This is a genomic window from Pseudoxanthomonas sp. (assembly GCF_036845285.1).
Lineage (GTDB): Bacteria > Pseudomonadota > Gammaproteobacteria > Xanthomonadales > Xanthomonadaceae > Pseudoxanthomonas_A.
In genome coordinates this window covers 394,226-410,283 of record NZ_DAIUEE010000002.1, presented here as the reverse complement: position 1 = coordinate 410,283, position 16,058 = coordinate 394,226, and the positions used below count along the sequence as shown (strand labels likewise).

Annotated in this window: 18 protein-coding genes; 7 read left to right on the top strand and 11 right to left on the bottom strand. The window is 67.3% G+C overall.

Translation table 11 applies throughout. The annotated features are described in order from the left end of the window. Nucleotides 1-410: 410 nt before the first annotated feature. The 7 genes from folE2 to efp form a co-directional block, all read right to left on the bottom strand. Nucleotides 411-1,343, bottom strand: coding sequence for a GTP cyclohydrolase FolE2 (gene folE2, locus V7060_RS04470; RefSeq protein ID WP_334178035.1), 933 nt, complete (start codon nucleotides 1,341-1,343; stop codon nucleotides 411-413). Nucleotides 1,344-1,455: 112 nt separating this feature from the next. After that, the gene (locus V7060_RS04465) at nucleotides 1,456-2,163 is read right to left on the bottom strand and encodes a squalene/phytoene synthase family protein (RefSeq protein WP_334178034.1); all 708 of its coding nucleotides are present in this window, start codon (nucleotides 2,161-2,163) and stop codon (nucleotides 1,456-1,458) included. A gap of 142 nt (nucleotides 2,164-2,305) precedes the next feature. Next, nucleotides 2,306-3,001 carry a phosphoglycolate phosphatase gene (locus V7060_RS04460; protein WP_334178033.1) on the bottom strand — a complete coding sequence of 232 codons (696 nt, stop codon included), beginning with the start codon at nucleotides 2,999-3,001 and terminating at the stop codon, nucleotides 2,306-2,308. Further along, entirely contained in the window at nucleotides 2,998-3,717 is a 720-nt protein-coding gene (gene ubiG / locus V7060_RS04455; RefSeq protein WP_334178032.1) for a bifunctional 2-polyprenyl-6-hydroxyphenol methylase/3-demethylubiquinol 3-O-methyltransferase UbiG, read from the bottom strand. The genes V7060_RS04460 and ubiG overlap by 4 nt, the downstream gene beginning before the upstream one ends. A gap of 148 nt (nucleotides 3,718-3,865) precedes the next feature. Continuing rightward, on the bottom strand, nucleotides 3,866-5,206 hold the full coding sequence (locus V7060_RS04450) for a TRZ/ATZ family hydrolase (protein ID WP_334178031.1): 1,341 nt from the start codon (nucleotides 5,204-5,206) through the stop codon (nucleotides 3,866-3,868). A gap of 6 nt (nucleotides 5,207-5,212) precedes the next feature. Continuing rightward, on the bottom strand, nucleotides 5,213-5,428 hold the full coding sequence (locus V7060_RS04445; RefSeq protein WP_334178030.1) for a hypothetical protein: 216 nt from the start codon (nucleotides 5,426-5,428) through the stop codon (nucleotides 5,213-5,215). Further along, nucleotides 5,428-5,994, bottom strand: a complete 567-nt coding sequence (efp, locus tag V7060_RS04440) for an elongation factor P (protein WP_334178029.1) — start codon at nucleotides 5,992-5,994, stop codon at nucleotides 5,428-5,430. Before efp ends, V7060_RS04445 begins: the two co-directional genes overlap by 1 nt. Nucleotides 5,995-6,097: 103 nt before the next feature. On the opposite strand from efp, the gene epmB reads away from it, so the two are divergent. Both epmB and V7060_RS04430 read left to right on the top strand, forming a co-directional pair. Then, complete coding sequence (epmB, locus tag V7060_RS04435; protein WP_334178028.1) at nucleotides 6,098-7,114, top strand: EF-P beta-lysylation protein EpmB; 1,017 nt, start codon at nucleotides 6,098-6,100, stop codon at nucleotides 7,112-7,114. A 100-nt stretch (nucleotides 7,115-7,214) separates the two neighbouring features. Then, nucleotides 7,215-9,290, top strand: coding sequence for a bifunctional diguanylate cyclase/phosphodiesterase (locus tag V7060_RS04430; protein ID WP_334178027.1), 2,076 nt, complete (start codon nucleotides 7,215-7,217; stop codon nucleotides 9,288-9,290). 75 nt (nucleotides 9,291-9,365) lie between these two features. On the opposite strand, the gene htpX is transcribed toward V7060_RS04430, so the two are convergent. Beyond that, on the bottom strand, nucleotides 9,366-10,247 hold the full coding sequence (htpX, locus tag V7060_RS04425; protein ID WP_334178026.1) for a protease HtpX: 882 nt from the start codon (nucleotides 10,245-10,247) through the stop codon (nucleotides 9,366-9,368). A gap of 120 nt (nucleotides 10,248-10,367) precedes the next feature. Between htpX and gluQRS the strand changes: the two genes are divergently transcribed. The 5 genes from gluQRS (at nucleotide 10,368) to V7060_RS04400 (ending at nucleotide 13,777) form a co-directional block, all read left to right on the top strand. Beyond that, nucleotides 10,368-11,285 carry a tRNA glutamyl-Q(34) synthetase GluQRS gene (gene gluQRS, locus V7060_RS04420; RefSeq protein WP_334178025.1) on the top strand — a complete coding sequence of 306 codons (918 nt, stop codon included), beginning with the start codon at nucleotides 10,368-10,370 and terminating at the stop codon, nucleotides 11,283-11,285. A 45-nt stretch (nucleotides 11,286-11,330) separates the two neighbouring features. Next, a complete protein-coding gene (locus tag V7060_RS04415) occupies nucleotides 11,331-12,071 on the top strand; it encodes a beta-ketoacyl-ACP reductase (RefSeq protein WP_334178024.1) in 741 nt (246 codons plus the stop codon). Nucleotides 12,072-12,239: 168 nt separating this feature from the next. Continuing rightward, a complete protein-coding gene (gene phaR / locus V7060_RS04410; RefSeq protein ID WP_334178023.1) occupies nucleotides 12,240-12,746 on the top strand; it encodes a polyhydroxyalkanoate synthesis repressor PhaR in 507 nt (168 codons plus the stop codon). Between the two features lie 72 nt (nucleotides 12,747-12,818). Further along, nucleotides 12,819-13,559 carry an acetoacetyl-CoA reductase gene (gene phbB / locus V7060_RS04405; protein ID WP_334178022.1) on the top strand — a complete coding sequence of 247 codons (741 nt, stop codon included), beginning with the start codon at nucleotides 12,819-12,821 and terminating at the stop codon, nucleotides 13,557-13,559. A gap of 47 nt (nucleotides 13,560-13,606) precedes the next feature. Continuing rightward, nucleotides 13,607-13,777 carry a hypothetical protein gene (locus tag V7060_RS04400; RefSeq protein ID WP_334178021.1) on the top strand — a complete coding sequence of 57 codons (171 nt, stop codon included), beginning with the start codon at nucleotides 13,607-13,609 and terminating at the stop codon, nucleotides 13,775-13,777. 261 nt (nucleotides 13,778-14,038) lie between these two features. Here V7060_RS04400 and V7060_RS04395 read toward each other — a convergent pair whose 3' ends face one another. The 3 genes from V7060_RS04395 to V7060_RS04385 all read right to left on the bottom strand — a co-directional run bounded on the left by V7060_RS04395 (nucleotide 14,039) and on the right by V7060_RS04385 (nucleotide 16,055). Further along, entirely contained in the window at nucleotides 14,039-14,479 is a 441-nt protein-coding gene (locus V7060_RS04395; RefSeq protein WP_334178020.1) for a phage tail protein, read from the bottom strand. Nucleotides 14,480-14,644: 165 nt separating this feature from the next. After that, a complete protein-coding gene (locus V7060_RS04390) occupies nucleotides 14,645-14,995 on the bottom strand; it encodes a VOC family protein (protein WP_334178019.1) in 351 nt (116 codons plus the stop codon). Between the two features lie 148 nt (nucleotides 14,996-15,143). Next, a complete protein-coding gene (locus tag V7060_RS04385) occupies nucleotides 15,144-16,055 on the bottom strand; it encodes a M48 family metallopeptidase (protein WP_334178018.1) in 912 nt (303 codons plus the stop codon). Between the last annotated feature and the right edge of the window lie 3 nt (nucleotides 16,056-16,058).

Sequence of the window (16,058 nt, the reverse complement as noted above, 5' to 3'; positions counted from 1 at the left end):
GGGCGCGGTTCGACGTGAGGATCGATCCGCTGCTCGTCCTCGAACGCGGGAAGTAGCTGCCGACGATTCATCATCGAGGCGCGTTGCGACGCGTTCTGGCTCAACGACACCCATCGCTTCAGGGGGCGCGGTTCGACGTGAGGATCGATCCGCTGCTCGTCCTCGAACGCGGGAAGTAACCGCCCACTATTCGCCAGCCTGCCGCGTTGCGACGCGTTTGAAGGACAGGATGCTCGATGTTTCAGGGGGCGCGGTTCGATGTCCGCATCGATCCGCTGCTCGTTCTCGAGCGCAGAAAGTAGCCAGTCCTGCTCCTGTGGGAGCGACGTAAGTCGCGAAGCCTTTTCCTTCAGACCGATCGCGACTTACGTCGCTCCCACATTCTCGATCCCGCACCCCATGCGCCGGAATCAATCGTTGTTGCCGCTCACGCGCGCGACGGCATCGTGCGGATGCAGGCTTTCGTAGTGCGCCACGGTGGCGTCGTAGCGGGCTACGCGCGCGTCGCCGGAAAGCACGGAGGCCACGCGGCGCGCAGCGTCTTCGCAGAACATCAGGTTCTCGGCGTTGAGGCGGGCGAATGCCTGCTCGTCGACGCGCTTGACCGCGGTCTGCACCGGTGTGCCGAGCACGGCTTCGATGGCATCCACGAGCGGGACAAGCGGCAGGTCGTCGAACTGGGGACGCAGTTCCACGCGCACGCTGGCGCGACTGCGCTGTGCATGCGGCGTGGCGGCCAGGCCGCGCTCGGACGCCAGCCAATCGTGCACGGCATCGACCGACAGCGCGGGTGAAGAAGTGAAATCCTGCGCGAAGCGTTCGGCATTGGCCTGCCGCGACAATGCTGCGGACGCCGGGCAGGTGCTGGAATATTCCACCGAGAAAGACAGCGCCAGGTTGAGATGGCCATCGACCAGCGTCGCTTCGATCTCCACCGGATAGCGCTTCCAGCCGGCGTAATCGCTCTCCAGCGCCTTGCGCTGCAGCAGCGCGTCGTACCGGATCTTCAAGCGCGCGCTGGTAGCCAACCCGGACTGCGACGCCACGCTGTCCTGCAGCAGGTGGCGCAAGCCTGCGGGTGTGATCGCTTCGCGTGCCAGCCCGTCCTGCAACTGCAGGTACAGGCGCGACATGTGGATGCCGCGCGCATCTGGATTGGCCAGGTTGACCGACAGATCGATGCTGGCGGCCACCTGCAGCTGCCCGCCCTGGCCATCGGCGATGCGGACCGGCAGCGCGATGTGCTCCATGCCCACCCAGTCCAGCGGGCGCGCCAGCGGCACGCGTTGATGGGCGACATCGGGGAGATCGGCGCGGGGCGCCACAGGAAGCGAGGAGGACATGGTCATGCACGGGGGAATGGCTGCGGTGCATTGTACGCCCTGCCCAGAATCCCCAGATGAAACAGTCCGTTACGGTCGTTTCCCGCAGCTATCGCCGCGATACGCGATGTCTTCAGTCACCGCGTGCCGCACGCCATCCGGTAAAGAGCAGTGCGGGACGCGACGGCAGCGGAGCCGGTGCGCCCTGCTTCGAAAAACGCAGCAGGCGAGCGTGCGCATACGTGGAGAGGACACGGCGTTCGCGGGCGCCACGCCGAGGATCGCCCCAGCAGCGGGCGAGTTCCGCCGCCCAACGTCGCACCGTGGCCCCATCGTCCGGCTGGCGCCGGGTGGACGGCACGGCTGCGACCCCGAATTCCGCCAGCCGGCCGGCAAGCACCTGCGCCACGATGGCATCGGCGCCCGGTGCGCGTCCCAGTACATCGGCCTCGACCCTGGCCACGGCCTCGCCATAACCGGCCAATGACGCGAAGGCCTCCTCATCGCTCGCCGACATGTCACGCGCGGCAACCAACGCAGGCAAGGCATCGGCGAGCTGCGACCATGCCGCACGTACCGGCTCCAGCCTTCGGCCCAGCGGATGGCGCGAACGCAGCGCGGCCCAGCCATGCAGTTCTTCCCGCCACCACGCCAGCTTGGCATCGGCCGGCAACGGATCGCCGGTGACATTCAGGGCATCCTCGAATTCCTGCAACAACGCGAACCACGCCACCGCGACATCACGCCGCGCCGGCGCGACGAAGATCTCGGCGACCGACCACTCGGGCCAGCGGGCACGCCATTTTTCCAGGAAGCTGTCGAGGGCAGCGGAATCGGACATGCAATGAACACCTGTAGGAGTAGTACCGGCATGCCGGTACTGGTGAGTCGCGACCACGATGCCGGACCGCTCAGCCAGCCGAATGCGGCACCATGAGCGACCGCCGGTGGAATGACGGGAAACGCGGCCGTGCGGTCGCGACTTACGTCGCTCCTACAACAAGCCGGCTCGCAGGCCACATCGCAGCATCCCGCAATTCATCCGCGGTTTCGCACATCACGTCCGCGCCCCACTCGGCGGGCACTTCATGCGCCTGCCGGTACCCCCACAGCGCGGCGATCGATGGCATCCCGGCGGCGCGCGAGGCCTGGATGTCGCGCTCGTCGTCGCCCACGTAGACGCAGTCGGCGATGGCGATGCCGATGCGTTCGGCCGCCACCTGCAACGGCAGCGGATGCGGCTTCTTCTCGGCCAGTGTGTCGCCGCCGATCAGCACGGCGCAGCGGGTTTCCCAGCCGAGTTGCGGCAGGATGTCGCGCGCCAGGTATTCCGGCTTGTTGGTGACGATGCCCCAGGTACTGCCGGCCGCCTCGAGGGCCTCGAGCATCTCCGCCACGCCATCGAACAGCACGCTGTGGCGACCGAGTTCTTCCTGGTAGATCGCGAGGAACTCCGGCACCAGCGCTTCGCGCGGTGCCTGCGCCATGTCGGGGAAGGCAGCGGCCAGCATGGCCCGCGAACCTTTCGAAACATGCGCGCGCAAGGCCTCCAGCGTCATCTCTCCCATGCCTCGCGACGCACGCATGCGGTTGGCGGTCGCCAGCATGTCCGGCGCGCTGTCGAGCAGCGTGCCATCCAGGTCGAACAGCGCGGCGCGCGGAAAACCGCTCGCCGTCATGGCTTCACCGCGCTGGCGAGGTAGTTCACGTCGGTGCGCGAGGTCAGTCGTGCGCGCTGGCGCCACGGTTCGTAGGCCAGGCCGGTGACGTCCTGCAGCTGGAAGCCGGTCTCGCGCAGCCACGCGGCGAGTTCCGACGGACGGATGAATTCCTTGTAGTGGTGCGTGCCCTTCGGCAGCAGGCGCGCGATGTACTCGGCGCCGACGATGGCCAGCGCAAACGCGGCCGGCGTGCGGTTCAGCGTCGACAGGAACAGCTGCCCGCCCGGCTTCAGCAGCGTGTGGCAGGCGCGGATGATGGACGCCGGGTCCGGCACGTGTTCCAGCATCTCCATGCAGGTGACAACGTCGAAGCTGCCCGGGCGCTCTTCCGCCAGCGATTCGACCGACCGCAGCTGGTAGTCGACCTGCACGCCCGATTCGAGCCTGTGCAGGCGACCCACCTTGACCAGTTCCGGCGCCAGGTCGATCGCGGTGACCAACGCCCCTTCGCGCGCCAGCGCCTCACTGAGCAACCCGCCGCCGCAGCCGACGTCGAGCGCCGTCGCGTTCGACAGCGTCGCGCGGTCGCGCACGTACTGCAGGCGCACCGGATTCAGCGCGTGCAGGGCCTTCTGGGGGCCGTCCGGGTCCCACCAGCGGTTGGCCAGCGCGCCGAACTTGTCGAGTTCGGCCTGGGTGAAGTTGTCGTCGCGGGGGGCAGTCGTGGTCGTCATGGCGTCATTGTAGAGGGCGCTGAGCAGGCAACGTGTCATTCCGTCGTCCCAGCGAACGCTGGGACCCATCTTGCTCTTGCGAGCAGCAGCACCGGAAACAGCAAACGCAACGTCCACATGGATCCCAGCGTTCGCTGGGATGACGCGGTCACGACAGGCGAATGCCCGCAATCCGCTCGCGCCACTGCCGTGCATTGGCGATGACGCCATCGATGTCCATCTCCACCAGCACGCGCTGAAGGAGCTTCGGCCGGCCGGCGATCCACACGTCGCTGACCTGCTGGCGACCGGTCGCGTAGATCAGCTGCGACACCACGTGATGCAGCGGCTGGGTTTCCAGCGCGGACAGGTCGACGCAGACCAGGTCGGCCTCCTTGCCCGGCTCGATGGAACCGATGCGGTCGTCAAAGCCGATCGCCTTCGCGCCGCCCAGCGTGGCGGCACGCAGCGCACTGAATGCATCCAGCGCCGCAGCGTCCTGCGCCACCGCCTTGGCCAGCAGCGCGGCCGTGCGGGTTTCGCTGAACATGTCGAGGTCGTTGTTGCTGGCGCAACCGTCGGTACCCACGGCCAGCGTCACGCCCGCGCGCTCCAGCGCGCAGGCCGGACAGAAGCCGGACGCCAGCTTGAGGTTCGATTCCGGGCAATGCACCACACTGACGCCACGCTCGGCGCAGAGATGGATCTCCGCCTCTGTCAGCTGGGTCATGTGGATGGCGATCAGGCGATCGTTGACCAGGCCCAGCCGGTCGAGACGCGCGATCGGACGCTGGCCGTGTTTTTCCAGCGACTGTTCCACTTCCTGCGCGGTCTCGTGCAGGTGCAGATGTACCGGCACATCCAACTGGTCGGAGAGCATGCGCACGCGTTCGAAATTCGCGTCATTCACGGTGTACGGTGCATGCGGCGCGAACGCGGTGGCGATCAGCGCGTCGTCGCGCCATTGGTCGTGCACCTCGCCCGCCTTCTCGAAGTACTCGTCATCCGACGCGGCCCAGGCCGTCGGGAAGTCGATCACCGGCAGACCGACGCGCGCACGGAAGCCGTGATGCCTGTAGGTCGCCGCCTGCACGCCGGGGAAGAAGTAGTTCTCGTTGACGCAGGTGGTACCGCCACGCAGCATCTCGGCGATCGCCAAGGTGATGCCGTCGGCGACGAAGTCGGGGCCGATCACCGCGCCCTCGATGGGCCAGATGTGCTCCTGCAGCCAGACCTTCAGCGGCAGGTCGTCGGCCACGCCGCGCAGCAGCGTCATCGGATTGTGCGTATGCGCGTTGACCAGGCCCGGGATCAGCGCGGCATCGGGGCGCGAGATGGTCTCGCGCGGGGCGAAGCGCGCGTGCGCCTCGGCCACCGGGAGTACCGCGACGATGCGGCCGCCGGTGACGGCGACCGCATGGTGCTCCAGTACCACCCCGTGTGGGACGACCGGCACCACGAAACCGGCTTCGATCAACAGGTCGCAGGTATCAGGCGCAGTGTCGGTCATGCGGGGTCAGATTCCGAAGCCCAGGGTGTAGGTGATGCCGAACGCGCCGGCGCCGAACAGCAGCCAGCACAGCAACATCAGCGCCAGCGCGCGGCCGTAGCCCAGCCTGGGCACGCCGGCGAACAGCTTCGGCAGCGTGGCGTTCCAGCACAGCATGACGCCCAGCCCGGCGATCAACACGCCGACCGCCCAGATGCCCAGGTAGAGCATGAGCTGTTCCATCACTTCACGCGGCTGACGTATTCGCCGGTGCGGGTGTCGACCTTGATGACCTCTTCCTGGCCGACGAACAGCGGCACGCGCACGACGGCGCCGGTTTCCAGCGTGGCCGGCTTGCCGCCGGTGCCGGCGGTATCGCCCTTCACGCCCGGGTCGGTCTCGGTGATCTGCAACTCGACGAAGTTCGGTGGGGTCACCTGGATCGGGTTGCCGTTCCACAGGGTCACCACGCAGTCTTCCTCGCCCTTCAGCCACTTCTCGGCGCCGCCCATGCCGGCCTTGTCGGCCTGCACCTGCTCGAAGGTCTCCTGCTGCATGAAGTGCCAGTACTCGCCATCGGAATACAGGTACTGCATGTCGGTATCCACCACGTCCGCCGCTTCGACCGAGTCGGTGCTCTTCATGGTGATTTCCTGCACGCGGCCGCTCTTGATCAGGCGGTACTTCACGCGGGTGAACGCCTGGCCCTTGCCCGGCTTCACGTACTCGGTATCGCTGATGATGGCCGGTTCGTTGTGGATCAGGATCTTCATCCCGTTCTTGACGTCGTTCATGCCGTAACTGGCCATGCATGTGCTCCTGAGGGTAAGGCGTACCCGCCGCGCGAGGCGGCCGGCCGGATAGAATGTGGGGACCCGCCGGACCCGGCGGGTGCTTGTTTTCAGACCCGACATGATAACCGCAGCCCCCTACCCCCGACAGCCCGCCCCCCCGGCGATCCGCTGGCAGCAAGCCTGGCGCGATGCCGTGCGAGAGCCGCGCGAACTGCTGTCGATGCTGGGACTGGCGCCGCTGGCGGGCCGGGTGTCGGACGAAGCCGCCGCGCAGTTCCCGCTGCGCGTGCCCCGCGGATTCGTGGCCCGCATGCGCCATGGCGACCCGCACGACCCGTTGCTGCGGCAGGTGCTTCCGCTGGACGACGAGATGCGGCCGGTCCGCGGCTACGGCCTGGACGCGGTCGGCGATGGGGCCGCCCGCACAGGGACCGGCGTGATCCAGAAGTACCGCGGCCGTGCCCTGCTGGTGGCGACCGGCAGCTGCGCGATCAACTGCCGCTACTGTTTCCGCCGGCATTTCCCCTATTCGGACGAAACCGCCGCCCGCGACCACTGGCGCGAGGCGGTGGACCTGATCCGCGACGACGCCAGCGTCGAGGAAGTCCTGCTGTCCGGCGGCGACCCGCTGTCACTGTCGGACGCCAAGCTCGCCGAACTCACCGATGCGCTGGCCGGCATCCCGCACCTGCGCCGCCTGCGCATCCACAGCCGGCTGCCGGTGGTCCTGCCCGAGCGCGTCGACGACGGCCTGCTGGCCTGGCTGGCCACCCTGCCCTGGCCGGTGACCCTGGTCATCCATGCCAACCATGCCAACGAATTCGACGGCACGGTCGATGCCGCGCTGCGTCGCCTGCGCGATGCCGGGGTGCACCTGCTGAACCAGGCGGTGCTGCTGCGCGGCGTGAACGACGGGGTCGACGCGCTCGCGGACCTCAGCGAGCGTGGCTTCGCGGCCGGCGTGCTGCCGTATTACCTGCACCAGGTGGACCGGGTGGCCGGCGCGGCCCATTTCGAGGTCGACGACGCGCGGGCGAAAGCCCTGCATGCGGCATTGGCCGCCCGGCTTTCCGGCTACCTGGTGCCACGCCTGGTGCGGGAAGTGGCCGGCGATACCGGCAAGCGTCCGCTCTGACGCGCGTGATGCGGGCCGAGTCCGCATCTGCGACGCCTGCATTGGACTCATCTCACGCGTTCGGGTATTAAACGCGCACCCCTCGCGGACACCACGCTGCATGCAGATCGGCAAAGACACCACGCTACGACTGACCTTGGTGGACGACAGTGCGGAGGATGCGGAAGCGATCGTCTCCACGCTGCGCAACGGCGGTATCGCCGTCCGCCCCCTGCGACCGCTCGACGCAGGCGAACTCGGGCAGATGGTGGCCGCCCAGCCGATGGACCTGCTGCTCGCCTCGCGCACGGCCAAGGGCATCCCGCTGGCCACCGTGCTGGGCCAGGTCGACGCCAGCGGCAAGGACATTCCGGTCATCGTGCTCGCCGACGGGATCAGCGAGGCGGACCTGCTTGCCGACCAGGCGGCCGGCGCGCGTGCGGTCGCCCTGCGCGGCCGCCCCGAACACGTATTGACCGTGCTCCGCCGCGAATGGGCCGATCTGGATGCCCGCCGTTCGCAACGCCGTCTGGAAGGCCAGATGCGCGAGACCGAGCGGCGCTGCGATGCGCTGATCTCGTCCTCGCGCGATCCGATCGCCTACATCCACGAAGGCATGCATATCCGCGCCAACGACGCCTACCTGGAAATGTTCGGCTTCGAGTCGTTCGAGGACGTGGAAGGCCTGTCGCTGCTGGACCTGGTGGCGCCGCAGTACGTCAACGATTTCAAGACGCTGCTGAAGAAGCTCAGCAAGGGCGAACCGCCGCCGCCACGTTTCGAACTCGAAGCGCGCAGCATCGACGGCGACAGCTTCCCGGCCACGCTCGAGTTCGCCACCGCCACTTACGAGGGCGAGGCCTGCGTGCAGGTGGTGTTCCGCCGCCGCGAGGAGTTCGACCCCGAACTCGCCCGCGAAGTCGAGGACCTGCGCCAGCGCGACATGGTCACCGGCCTGCTCAACCGCCCCACCTTCCTGCGCGAGCTGGAAAACGCGGTAGCCAAGGTCGCCCGCGGCGAAGACCAGTACGCGCTGCTGCTGGTCGAACCCGACCACTACCAGCGCCTGCTGCAGGACATCGGCATCGACTCGGCCGATGCGCTGGCCGCCTCGCTCGCTGCCCGGCTGTCCGAAAAGCTCGACGAGGGCACCATCGCCGCACGCTTCGGCGAGCGTACCTTCGCCGTCCTGCTGCGCGGCAACCACGCCCAGACGGCAATGCTGGCCGAAAAACTACGCGCATCCTTCGCCTCGCATGTCTTCAACGTGGGCGAGCGTTCGGCGTCGGTCACCGCCAGCATCGGTGGCGTGCAGATCGGCGAGAAGATCGCCAGCGTCGGCCCCGTGCTGACGCGCGCGACGGACGGCCTGCAGACCGCCACCAACCTGGGCGGCAACCGCTTCGAGATCTTCGACCCGGGCGCGGTGGACCGCGCCGAGGAAGAGCGGGTGCAGAACTGGATCCAGCGCCTGCAGGAAGCCCTGCAGGATGGCAGCTTCCGCCTGCACTACCAGCCGGTCGTCAGCCTGCAGGGCGAGCCGGGCGAAGTGTACGAAGCGCTGCTGCGGCTGGAATCCAATGGCGAGGTCGTGCTGCCGCAGTCCTTCATCGGCATCGCCGAAGACAACGGCCTGCTCGATGCCATCGACCGTTGGGTGGTCAACCACGCCATCGAAGTACTGGCCGAGCGCAGGCGTGCCGGCCGCGATACCCGCCTGGTCGTCAAGGTCAGTCCCGCATCGTTCGCCGACAACCGCCTGCTGGACCTGATCGCCAGGCAGTTGGCCGCGCTTGACGTGCCCGGCGACCGCCTGTGGCTGCAGACACCGGAAGCGAAGGTGTTCACGCACCTGCGGCAGGCGCAGGCCTTCCAGTCCGCGGCCGCCAGGCTCGGGTGCCAGGTGGGCCTGGAGCATTTCGGCGCCGGCCTGGATTCGTTCCAGTTGCTGTCGCACTTCCAGCCGACCTTCCTCAAGATCGACCGGGTCTTCAGCGACGACCTCGGCAAGAACACCGAGCACCAGCAGAAGGTCCGCGAGATCGCCGAACGCGCGCAGGCGCTGGGCATCCTGACCATGGCCGAGCATGTGCAGGATGCCGCCACGATGTCCTTCCTGTTCACCGCCAGCCTCGATTACGTGGAAGGCAATTTCCTGGCTGCGCCCGGCCCGGTGATGAACTACGACTTCAGCTGATCGACCGCTTCGTTCCGCGGAAGAAAGAAACCCGCCTTCCGGCGGGTTTCTTTTTCATGCCCCTGCAAGCGCAGGTCAGGCGAACGTGCCCTGCTTGGCGCGCAGCGCGGCGATGCGGTCTTCCAGCGGCGGATGGCTGAGGAACAGCTTCTTCATGCCGTGGCCGATGCCGCCGGCGATGCCGAACGCTTCCACCTGCGCCGGCAGTGTGCTCGGACGCTGATGCTGGTTGAGGCGCTCCAGCGCGGCGATCATCTTCTGCCGGCCGGCCAGCGTGGCGCCGCCATGGTCGGCACGGAATTCGCGGCGGCGGGAGAACCACATCGCGATCATCGTCGCGAACAGGCCGAAGACGACTTCCAGCGCCATCACGATGATGTAGTAACCGAAGCCGCGGCCGCCGCCCTCGCGGTTGCCGGACAGGAAGCTGTCGACGATGCCGCCCACCACGCGCGCCAGCACGATGACGAAGGTGTTCAACACGCCCTGCAGCAGCGCCATGGTCACCATGTCGCCGTTGGCGACGTGCGACACCTCATGGCCCAGCACGGCTTCGGCTTCGTCCTGCGTCATCGAGCGCAACAGGCCGGTGGACACGGCGACCAGTGCGTTGTTGCGGTTCGCACCGGTGGCGAAGGCGTTGATTTCCGGGGCGTCGTAGACGGCGACCTCCGGCATGCCGATGCCGGCGGCCTGCGCCTGCCGCTGCACGGTGGCCATCAGCCAGCGCTCGGCATCGTTGCGCGGCTGGGTGATGACCTGTGCGCCGGTCGCGCGCTTGGCCATCCACTTCGAGGTCAGCAGCGAGACCAGCGAACCACCGAAACCGAAGATCGCGGCCATGACCAGCAGCCCGCCCATCTGGCTGGAATTGACGCCCAGGAGGGACATGACCACGCTGGCGAGGGCCAGCACGGCGAGGTTGGTGGCGAGGAACAGGGCGACGCGCGTGAACAAGACAGGAATCTCCGGAATGAGTGGTACGCAAACGGTTACGCCCGCAGAATTGCGGCTGCGTCCGGATGAATTCAAGCGACTTGCTGACTGCGTGGTTCAGCTTCCATCTCTTGCTGACGAATGACCGACACCGATCCCTCCCTGTATCGCGGCCGTTTCGCACCCTCGCCCACCGGCCGGCTGCACGTCGGGTCGCTGGTCGCCGCGCTGGGCAGCTGGCTGCTGGCGCGGCATCACGGCGGCGAATGGCTCATCCGCGTGGAAGACCTCGACCCACCGCGCGAAGTAGCCGGTGCCGCGCAAGTGCAGCTGGATACGCTGGCCGCCTTGGGCATGGTGTCGGACCGGCCTGTCGTGTGGCAGAGCACGCGACATGACCTGTATGCCGACGCATTGGCTCGCCTGCTGGCAGACGGCCATGCCTTCGAGTGCCGTTGCAGCCGCAGCGACCTGGCCGCCGCCGGCGGCATCCATCGCGCCTGCATGGCGACCGATCCTGCACGCAGGCCCGCCATCCGCCTGCGCGTGCCCGACGGCACGGAGGTGTCGTTCGACGATGGCCTGCAGGGCGTGGTCGTCCAGCGCGTCGACCGCGAAGTCGGCGACGTCGTCCTGCGTCGCGCCGATGGGTTCTGGGCGTACCAGCTGGCGGTCGTCGTCGACGATGCCGGGCAGGCCGTCACCGACGTCGTGCGCGGCGCCGACCTGCTCGACTCCACGCCGCGGCAGATCCTGCTGCAACAGGCGCTCGGCCTGCGCACGCCGCGTTACCTGCACCTGCCGTTGATCGTCGACGCCGACGGCACCAAGCTGTCGAAATCGATCGCCTCGCTCCCCATCGACCACGACGCACCCTTGCCCGCGTTGCGGACGGCCTGGCAGGCCCTGGGCCAGGCGGCCACGGCGCTCGATGGCATCACCGCAGTGAAGGCCGCCATGCAGGTCGCACAGCGGGAGTTCGCACCCGAATGCCTGCCCAAAGTGACATCACTTGCGTTCGCTGCAGCGCACAACAATGCTGCCGCAGGCGCTGTCTAGAATCGGACAGCCGTCGGCCTGCGACGGTCCAAGGAGATTTCCCTCATGACATCGCGCGTCGCCCTGGTTACCGGAGGCACCGGAGGTATCGGTACCGCCATCTGCAAGAAGCTGGCCGACATGGGTCACAAGGTCGCCACCAATTACCGCAACGAAGAGAAGGCGCGCGCGTGGCAGGCGCAGATGAAGGCCGACGGATACGATTTCGCGCTGGTGAAGGGCGACGTGACCTCGCCCGATGAAGCGCAGGCCATGGTGAAGGAGGTCGAACAGACGCTCGGCCCGGTCGAGGTGCTGATCAACAACGCCGGCATCACCCGCGACGGCACCTTCCACAAGATGTCCTCCTCGCAATGGGGCGATGTCATCAACACCAACCTCAACTCGGTGTTCAACGTCACCCGTCCGGTGATCGATGGCATGCGCGAGCGCAAGTGGGGCCGCATCATCCAGATCAGCTCGATCAACGGCCTGAAAGGCCAATACGGCCAGGCCAACTACGCCGCGGCCAAGGCAGGCATGCACGGCTTCACCATTTCGCTGGCGCGCGAGAACGCCAAGCTCGGCATCACCGTCAACACCGTTTCGCCCGGCTACGTGGCCACCGACATGGTGATGGCGGTGCCGGAGGAAGTCCGCGCCAAGATCGCCGCCGACATCCCCACCGGCCGCCTCGGCAAGCCGGAAGAGATCGCATATGCGGTCGCGTTCCTGGTGGACGAACAGGCCAGCTGGATCACCGGTTCCAACCTGGACATCAATGGCGGCCACCACATGGGCTGGTAACGCCCCGTGTTTTCCCCGCTTGCCGACGCCCCGCAAGGGGCGTCGCCGTCTCCGCATGCTGCGCAGCATGTTCCCGTGGCTGAACAGGGCCACCCTGCCTTGTGGCCTGTTGCAAGCGCTGTTGCGCTGCGTCATGCTGCCGGCATACGCGTTTAGAGCGAAGACTCAATGGCTGCGATCCGCATCATCAAGAAGTACCCGAACCGTCGTCTGTACGACACCGAGATCTCCAGCTACATCACCATTGAGGACGTGCGCCAGTTGATCGTCGACGGCGAGGACTTCGAAGTCCGCGACGCCAAGAGCGGCGACGACCTGACCCGTACCGTCCTGTTGCAGATCATCAGCGAGCAGGAACAGGACGGCGAGCCGATCCTGTCCACCCAGCTGCTCAGCCATATCATCCGCTTCTATGGCGATTCCCTGCAGGGCTTCATGGGCAACTACCTGGAGCGCAGCATGCAGATGTTCATGGAGCAGCAACAGCAGTTCCGCAGCCAGATGGGCAACCTGCTCGGGCAGACGCCGTGGACCATGATGAACCAGCTCACCGAACGCAACATGGAGGTGTGGCAGGAATTCCAGCGCAACCTCACCGGTGGCGGCATGGGTCGCCCGACCACGGTCAAGCCGAAGGATGCCCCGCGCGACACGCCGAAAACGCGTACGCGCTGACCCCCCTGTAGTGAAACCCGGCCCGCGCCCTGTTGCGCGGGCCTTTTTTTGACCCGTGACGCAGGAATCCGCATGACGCAACGCATCGCCGTGGTGACCGGTGGCCTGGGTGGGCTGGGCGTGGCGATCTGCCGCGCGCTGGCCCAGGCCGGCCGCAAGGTGATCGCCGCCGACCTCCCCGCGTCGGCCGAACAGCAGGAGCGCTTCCGCGCGCAGACCGCCACGCTGGACATCGAGACCGCCGCCGTCGACGTGGCCGATTTCGATGCCTGCACCGCCTTCGTGCACGCGGTCGAAGCGCGCCACGGTGCGCTCGACATTTTGGTCAACAACGCCGGCATCACCCGCGATGCGACGCTGCGCAAGATGGACAAGGCGGAATGGGACGCGGTGATCGGGGTGAACCTGGACAGCGTGTTCAACCTCTGCCACCCGGCGATCGATGGTATGCAGGCGCGCAGCTTCGGCCGCATCGTCAACATCAGCTCGGTCAGTGGCCAGACCGGCAACTTCGGCCAGGCGAACTACGCCGCCGCCAAGGCCGGCCTGCATGGCTTCACGATGTCGCTGGCGCGCGAGGTCGCACGCAAGGGAATCACCGTCAATTCGGTCTCGCCCGGCTATGTGGAAACGCCGATGACGCGCGCCATGCCGGACGACGTCCGCGACCGCACCGTCGCCTCGGTGCCGGTCGGCCGCATCGGCCAGCCGGACGACATCGCCCGCGCGGTCGCCTTCCTCACCTCCGACGATGCCGGCTACATCACCGGCGCCAACCTGCCGGTCAACGGCGGACTGTTCATGAGCTTCTGAGTGCGGCATCACCCACCGTCGCCTCGACACCACGACAAGGACTCCCGATGAAACTCACTCCTCCCACCTTTGGCGTCTGGCTGATCGCCCTGCTGCTCGGCGCAGGCGGCATCGCCGCACGGTTCGGCTATGTGCCCGTGCTGGCACCGCACGCATTCTGGCTGGTGGTGGCCGGCTTCGGCCTGCTGGTGGCCGCGACGCTTTTCAGCAAGCTCTGACCGCCCACGCGATGCTGTCGGCACCCATCGTCGGGAGCCGTCCATGGATCTGCTCGCATTTCTGCTGGGCGATCTGTGGAAAGCACCCCGCTTCGTCCTCCCCCTGCTGCTGGGGATCGGCGCGGGCCTGGGGCTGTTTTTCCTGACCGGCAGGGAACCCGCCTCCGCCGCCATGGCGCTCGGTTGCGCGCTGCTCGGCTCGTCATCGGCTTCGTCCTGGAATACCTGCACGATGCGCCGCGCGATCCGGCGGAGTGAGCGCTACTCCAGTTCGAAGCGGTCGAATCCGATCTCCAGTGTTTCGAACAGCGTGTCGGCGACCGCGGCATCCATCGGCGAGGTGAGGTAGCCCGCCGGCCGCGCACGCAGGAACCGCCAGCGCATCGCCGGATTGCGCTGCTCGTCCAGCAGCGTCACCGCGACGGTGCGGCGTGCGTCACCGCCGTTGCGCGCCTCGTCCCACCACTGGTACCACGCCAGCGAACCGGTCACGCCCCGCCGCAGCACCAGGTGGTCGTAGTGGGTCAGCGTGGACAGCCTGGTCGCTTCCAGCACCTTGTCGTTGCCGGTGCGGTACTCGTTGAGCTGCAGGCGCGCCGCCGGAAACAGCACCTGCGCCACGCCGGCATCGGGCCCATCGCCCAGGCCGAGATCGACGTGGAAGTTCATTCCGGCATACGGACGGTCTCGCGTTACGGCCATGGGCAGGTTCCATGCGGGGGAGGAAGGGTGGCCGCAGATCCGCAGCGGACGTCTCTCCCAACGCAGCGATGCCACGCGAGCGGTCAGCCAGGCCAGGAATGCCATCGATGCCCCTGCAATGCCGCCTTTGCTCCACCATGCGGGACGGCACGCGGGCGCGCCCGCCTAGGCCGCTGCCGGCTGTCCGATCCAGAGACGATTGCCGTCCGGGTCGTCGATGCGGAACTCACGCATGCCGTAGAAGGTGTCGTCCAGGTCGGGCACGTCCAGCCCGTTGTCGCGCGCCTGCCGGTGGAACGCCACGAGGTCGTCGGGATACAGGTACAGCACCGCAGCGCGCGGCGTACCCGGGTTCATGTTGATCGACTGGTCCAGCATCACCCGGCACTCGCCCCAACGCAGCTTCGCCCAGCCCCAGTCGTCGCGACGGTCTTCGACGGTGAAGCCCAGCCGTTCGTAGAACGCGATCGCCCGCGGCAGGTGATGGACGGGTTGCATGGGGATGATGCGGGACATCAAGACCTGCTCCTTTTCGGAGGGGGAGCGAAGCGGCTTCCAGCCGCGAAGCCGGTCCACCCATCGCGGTTGACCATGACGTCGCCAGCGATGGGATCGCCTTCGGTTCCCCCCATCCCACGCAGTGGGCCGTGGCGGTACAGCGGCCTTACCGGGCCGCGCCCTGCGGGCAGAACTTGCGGCGGTATTCCATCGCCTTCGGCATCAGTGCCGTCAGGTTCTGGATGCGGGTGCCGGGATTGGGATGGGTGGAGGAGAACTCCGGCGGTGCCTGGCCACCGCTGGCTTCGCTCATGCGCTGCCACAGCGGTACCGCTTCCTCCGGATTGAAGCAGGCCGCCGCAGCGAGCATCAGGCCGACTTCATCGGCCTGCGTCTCGTGCTCGCGCGCATACGGCAGCAGGTAGCCATAGCCCATCGCGGCCATCACCATCTGCTGCTGTTGCGGGTCCATGCCGCTCATGGCGCCGGCCATCTGGCCGATCTGGGTGAGCTTCTGCTGCGACATGCGTTGCGCACCGTGGCGCAGCAGCGCGTGGGCGATCTCGTGGCCCATCACCACCGCCACCGCGTCGGCGTTCTGCGCCACCGGGATCAGACCGGTATAGACAGCCATCTTGCCGCCAGGCAGGCAGAAGGCGTTGGCCTGGTCGGACTGGATGACATTCACGTCCCAGTCGAACGTCTTCCAGTTGCCGCTGGGCTGGGTGCCCTTCTCGGCCGCGATGGCGGCCTCGACCTCCGGGACCTTCGCGATCAGGCGCTGGGCGATCGTGCGCACCTGTTGCGCGATCTGCGAATTCGGATCGACCGGGCGTTCCTGCTGCAGGATTTCCTGGTACGCCTGCAGGCCGAGCGCTTTTTCCTCTTCCACGCCGATGGAGTTGTCGATCAGCACCTTCTCGCCGGTGTAGGGATCGACCACGCGGTTGCCGAAGTAGTAGCAGCCGCCGTAGACCAGGAAGCCCAGCAGGATCAGCCAGCGCAGGTTGCCCAGTCCGCCGCCACGCCGCCCGCCGCCCTGCCCGTATTGCGAGCGCCCGTTAGGATCTTGCCTCATCAC